Source organism: Rhizobium sp. PRIMUS64 (assembly GCF_023006465.1).
GTDB lineage: Bacteria > Pseudomonadota > Alphaproteobacteria > Rhizobiales > Rhizobiaceae > Rhizobium > Rhizobium leguminosarum.
The window spans coordinates 1-5779 of sequence record NZ_JALBGX010000228.1 but is presented as its reverse complement, the minus strand read 5'-3'; the positions used below and the strand labels follow the sequence as shown (position 1 = coordinate 5779).

At 57.2% G+C, this 5779-nt stretch carries 3 protein-coding genes and 2 pseudogenes; 4 read left to right on the top strand and 1 reads right to left on the bottom strand.

Annotation, left to right across the window (positions count from 1 at the left end; genetic code table 11):
- A pseudogene (locus MOV76_RS37995) lies at positions 1 to 620 on the bottom strand (IS3-like element ISRel21 family transposase); the annotation flags it as partial.
- Positions 621 to 1445: 825 nt separating this feature from the next.
- On the opposite strand from MOV76_RS37995, the pseudogene MOV76_RS37990 reads away from it, so the two are divergent.
- The 4 genes and pseudogenes from MOV76_RS37990 to MOV76_RS37980 form a co-directional block, all read left to right on the top strand.
- Positions 1446 to 1738: pseudogene (locus tag MOV76_RS37990) on the top strand (Tn3 family transposase); the annotation flags it as partial.
- Between the two features lie 432 nt (positions 1739 to 2170).
- Positions 2171 to 2296, top strand: a complete 126-nt coding sequence (locus MOV76_RS39935) for a hypothetical protein (protein ID WP_004676277.1) — start codon at positions 2171 to 2173, stop codon at positions 2294 to 2296.
- Between the two features lie 114 nt (positions 2297 to 2410).
- Positions 2411 to 3496, top strand: a complete 1086-nt coding sequence (locus tag MOV76_RS37985) for an HlyD family secretion protein (RefSeq protein ID WP_008533948.1) — start codon at positions 2411 to 2413, stop codon at positions 3494 to 3496.
- Between the two features lie 27 nt (positions 3497 to 3523).
- Complete coding sequence (locus tag MOV76_RS37980) at positions 3524 to 5671, top strand: peptidase domain-containing ABC transporter (RefSeq protein ID WP_097545514.1); 2148 nt, start codon at positions 3524 to 3526, stop codon at positions 5669 to 5671.
- Positions 5672 to 5779: the final 108 nt, after the last annotated feature.

The following is a 5779-nucleotide window of genomic DNA, read 5'->3' as shown; positions in this document are numbered from 1 at the left end:
GACGTCGTTGGGTCCGACGGCCATGTGCCGATCCTCGCGAAGCTTGGCTTTTACCCCCCGCTTCGGTGTCTTGTTCCGCAACTGTAGCCCCAAGTCCCTGTAAATGCGGTAGGTTCGCTTGATGTTGGTGCCCCAACCCTCGCGTTCCAACAGCACATGCACGCGGCGATAGCCGTACCGCACACGGATCTCGCAGATCTCGCGAATACGACGTTCCAGACCGGCCTGATCAGCACGGCGAGAGGTATAGTGGTGAGTTGATCGATCGAAGTTCAACGCTCCACAAGCACGTCGGATCGAGATCGCCCAATCGCAGCACATGCCTTTCACCATCTCCCGCTTCCGAGCAGGCCTTAGAGCTTTCGGCGGATGACATCCTGCAACATCTCGCGGTCCAGCGTCAGATCCGCGACGATCTTCTTCAGGCGCGAATTCTCGTCCTCGAGCTGTTTCAGCCTCTTCATCTCCGGTGGCAGCATGCCCGCGTATTTTTTCTTCCAGTTGAAATAAGTCGCCTGGCTGATCCCCGCCTTCCTGCAGATTTCAGCAACCGACACGCCTTCATCACCTTGCTTCAGAATGAACGCCTTCTGAGCGTCCGAAAACTGCGACGCTTTCATCGTCTTCTGGTCCCTTTCCCAGCCAGGAAAATGCACCGGAAAACTCTAACCAAAACTGGTCCAGTTTGAAGGGTTCAGATCAAAGTGCACAAGATGGTGGCGAATGGGAACGTAGGGTCGTCGCCTCGATCGCCAAGAAATTGAAAAGGGGCCAGCGAGGAGCGCCTTTTGGCTCGCATCGCCGGGTCCGCGATCAAGGCCCTCGACGGAGCGGTGCCGAAATTGCCGAACAGGCGATACTTTCGGCTCTGGTCCGCAAATACGAGACTGGCGGTTCCTAAGCAGCGAGCCCAGGCGGTGCCACGTTCCTCCTACGGCATTTCATTATCCACGCATGTTGCCGAGGCTGCTGAGCCTGCTCGAATTCCGGAACAATGCAGCACATCGGGTCCGCCATCGCGGCGCTGGAATGGCTCAAGCGTCTGATCGACGAGGACGACAGACGGATCGACCCGTATCGATCCGAGACCTGGCTGTAGGCCTGAAGGCCTAGCATCCTGCCGTATTTCACGTTTACCAGGGCGTGGCCTTGTCCCTATTGGCAGATGCTATGGCCGGATGTGTCAAGTAAAAGATCCACCGGATGCGAAAAGAAACACGAGACCTATTGGGCAATGCTTGGGCGGGTCCCGACGCTATGGCGATCTCAGACCTGCACTTGTTCCGGCCCAGGCTGTGGCCGACAGCGATCGTCTCGCGGGGCCGTTGCGACAGGAGGATAGCTGGCAAATCTCAAGCTCACCTCGACATCCGGTTACGCGAGCTTGGCCGCGCCAGCTCGGGCTGTTACGATTCCGGGCGGCTCGATTGCGAAGGCGACGTCCAGACGTGGATGCTGCGACTGGCTTCTGCGAAGCATTCAGTCATCTGCGTACAGGAGCGCCCTGCGATGAACGTCATCCTCGCAGAAGAGACTAGCTTTGGCCTGCGCATGATGGCCGATGCCACAGACACCCACACCTTGTGGGTGTTAATCCGTGTTCGACAGTGGCATGTCGAGAGCGAAGCCTACGACCGGGCGCTAGCCAGGGTGGTCGAGGCGCAGGCGGGGTTACCGATCCATGGGCACTCCGGCTTCGAGCGACGGCCTATTATTTGCCGCCACAGCGCAAGGCGACGGCCCGCGGCACCAAGCGGCGCATCCGCGCCCACTATCGTGCGGAGGGCCACCAACAATTCACCAGGTTTCAGAGTGAATCAGCAGCAACAAAAATCGACGGCAAACTCGATGGGGGCTACGCGGATGGGGGCGCGCTTACTGAGCGCCGAGTCTCAACTGTACCGTCGCCACCGAACTTTGGAGCTGTCGATCCTGTTCAGGACGTTCATTCAGAACCCTACTCGGTTTGTCGTGCTTGCGACAGCGTGATGTGCGGTTTGGCACGTCTCGGCGCTCTAGGGCAGCCATTGAATAACATACAGAACAGTTTTCTGATGCTTTTCGCTCCTTCTGCATTGGCACGAATCTTGAACCTTTTTGTTGCGCGCCGCTAGGAGCTCCCAACGGGGACCTTGGCATCTTCTCAATCCAGCTCTGAACGGAGACACCAATGATGAACAACATGGCAGCCTATCGTGTAACCGAATTAACCCCTCAAGAAGCAGCTGAAACCTCCGGAGGTTGGTATTTTTGGGTTTACTTGTTTTTGCGACGTTACGGACACTTGTTTGGTTGATAAGCGAGCTGGCTCTCGATGGCTCCTAGTGACTACAGACTAGCAGTTCCCCTTTCTGCTGAAACGGCCAGCTGCATCGCAGAAAGCATACTGGCGCGACGATCAGGACGATCCTTGAGCATTTATAGGGCGATCTTGCTCTTCGTCGCCGCGGCATTTGGCTCACTGCCACTCGTTACCATACCGGTCTCCATGCAGAGTGTCGGTACTATTCGCCCGATCGTGGAGAAGACGCCCCTGATAGCGCCCGTCTCCGGACGCATCTCCCGTGTCCTTGCCTTTGAGAACGATGTCGTTGCTAAGGGGAAGGAAATAATCGCCTTTGACGATCATGTAATCGAGGAAAAGCTCAGCGGGGTTTTAGCCGACATTCATGCCAAGAGCGATCTTGCCCATGACTTCCAAACGCTGATTTCTTCCGGCGCAAGGCTCAGCGTCTCGCCCCCCCTCCAAACCGAATCCGCGACGGCTGAAAGGGTGCATTTTCTCAACTTGCTGCGCGAGAACCAAAATGCGCGCAGTAACGCCGCGGCGGAACTCGACCGCGCAAAGCGACTTGTCTCGGCTGCTGCGGCGCCGGCGAAGACCGTTGACGAGAAGGCTTTCGCTCTCCAAAATATCGAGGTCCAAGGCGAGATCCTCGTGCGACGCAAAACCGCTGATTGGAACCAGAAGCTCCTTGATGCTAACCTGCGCTTAAAGGAACTCACGGCCACCTTGCATCAGCTCGAGCACGAACGGGACCTGCACCGCATCCGCGCCCCAGTATCGGGTGCTCTCGAGCAGTTCTCCGGCCTCGCGCACGGAAGCTACGTGCAGAGCGGGCAAACCGTTGGTTGGATCTCGCCGAACGACGATCTGGTGGCGGAAATCTACGTCTCCCCCAACGACATTGGCTTTGTGCAGCCTGGTCAGCCGGTGCGGCTCCAAGTGGATGCCTTTAACTACAACCAATGGGGTGTCATCAAAGCAAGGGTGGTCGAGGTGGCGCAGGACTTCACTCTGCATGACGGGAACCCGGTCTTCAAGGTCCAGTGCGCGCTCTCTCGCAGCGAACTCGCGCTGAAAAGCGGGGCCATCGGCCACCTGAAGAAAGGCATGACCGTGCGGGCTCGCTTTCTGTTGGCCAATCGCACTCTCCTGCAACTGCTCTACGACGAGGCAGACGATTGGCTCAACCCGATGCTGGCGGGGCGCTAATATTGTCCCAACAGCCAGCGAGCCTCCATGTCGAGTAAGGCCATTAAGTTCAAACAGCGTGACATCACGGATTGCGGCGCCGCCAGCCTCGCATCTGTCGCAGCCTTCTATGGCTACAAGTTGCCATTGGCGCGCATCCGCCAGTATGCGTCGACCGACCGCTCCGGTACGAGTGTGCTGGGGCTCACGGAAGCGGCGCAGAAGCTGGGCTTCATCGCGAAAGGCGTCAAAGGTGGCTTCGACAGCCTGTACAAGATCCCCAAGCCCGCTATCCCGCACGTCGTCAAGGAGGACCTGCACCATTTCGTAGTGGTCCATGCGATCGACGCCAAGTGGGTCATCGTCATGGACCCGGCCTTGGGCGAAATCTGCAAAGTGCCGCATCAGGAATTCATGGAGCAATGGACCGGCGTTCTGGTTTTGCTGGTTCCGGCAGACACATTCAATCGTCGAGACGAGACCACGTCGCCCCTCGCCCGATTCGCCCGCCTACTCGCGCCACACCGCACGGTGATGGCGCAGGCTCTCGTCGGCGCTCTTGTGACGACCGTCCTCAGTCTCTCGACGGCGATCTACGTTCAGAAGATCGTTGATCACGTGATCCCAGCGGGAAACCGCAACCTGCTCAACTTGATGAGCATCGCAATGCTGCTGATCCTAGCGATACAGATCCTGATCAACCTCCTAAGAGGCCGACTCGTCCTGCAGACGGGGCAGAAGATCGACGTATGCTTGATCCTCGGCTATTACAATCACATCCTGGCCCTGCCCCAGAAGTTCTTCGATAGCATGCGCATGGGAGAAATCGTGTCGCGCATGAACGACGCTGTGAAAATCAGGAGCTTCCTGAACGACGTTTCGATAAACATGTTTGTTGACATTTTAATGATACTGTTCTCGTTCGGAATGATGTTCATCTATTCCTGGAATATTGCTTTGATCGTGGCGCTCGCCATTCCAATGTACATCCTGGTATATTGGGCCATCAATCGGATGAATCGAAATCTCCAACGAGTCATCATGGAAAATGACGCCAAACTCGAGGCGCAACTGGTAGAATCACTCGGAGCTGTCTCCACCATTAAGACTTCCGGCGTCGAGAGCTTCGCAAACTTCAAAATGGAGACCCGCTTCGTAAAGATGCTGCATTCCGTCTACAGCTCCGGGCTGATCTCAATCTGCGGCGACAACGCCTCGACGTTGCTGTCGGTCCTGTTCACCATCGTGCTGATGTGGTTTGGAACCACGCTTGCGCTCGAACAGGCCGTCACGCCCGGCGAATTGCTGTCCTGCTATACGTTGCTTGGCTATATCACCCGGCCGGTCGCCCGCCTGATCCAGACCAACCGGATCGTTCAAGACGCGTTTATCGCGGCGGATAGACTTTTCGAGATCTTTGAACTGGAGTCGGCAAGCAGCAGCGGCATCGATGCTACGAAGACCGATCTCGGAGATATTCGCCTGGAGAACGTCACATTCCGCTATGGCGCGCAGGCGGAGGTTTTCAGCGATCTAAGCGTCTCCTTTCGCCAAGGAGAGTTGACGGCCGTCGTGGGTGAGAGCGGCTCGGGCAAAAGCACCCTTGCGGCTCTGCTGCAGAATGTCTACCAGCTTGAGGATGGATGCATTCGGATCGGCCAATATGCCCTCCAGGATTTCTCGAGCGCATCACTGCACAAGGTCATGGCTGCAGTACCGCAATCGATAGACGTCTTCTCCGGTTCCGTGATCGAGAACATCGCCCTGGGCGAGTTCGAACCGGAGTTCGATAAGATCGTACGCATCTGTGATCGAATAGGACTGCGGGAGTGCATCGAGCGCTGGCCCGGGCGGTTCCAGGCCCATCTGGGCGAGAACGGGGTTCGCCTCTCCGGAGGTGAGAAGCAGCGCCTCGCATTGGCTCGGGCCCTGTACCGGGATCCCGACGTTCTAATCCTTGACGAAGCGACCTCCTCTCTGGACTCGGCAGCCGAAGAATTTGTGCTGCGGGTTGTTGAGGATCTGTCTCGCGCTGGGAAGACCATCATAGTCATCACTCATCGGTTGAGCACCGTTCGTGGGGCGGACAATATTGTGGTCCTGGACAAGGGGCGGGTCATTGAGGAGGGAAAGCACGCTGACCTAGTGAGAACTGATGGCCCTTACGCTCGATTATGGCGGGCGCCAAGGTCGTGATCCGTGTAGGCCCTGTCGGCTCGAGGATTGAAAACGGTTGTGAACGTCACGGTTAAGCAGCATGGCAACATTGTCGGCTGTGAACTTGAAGCGGCGGTGATCGGAACG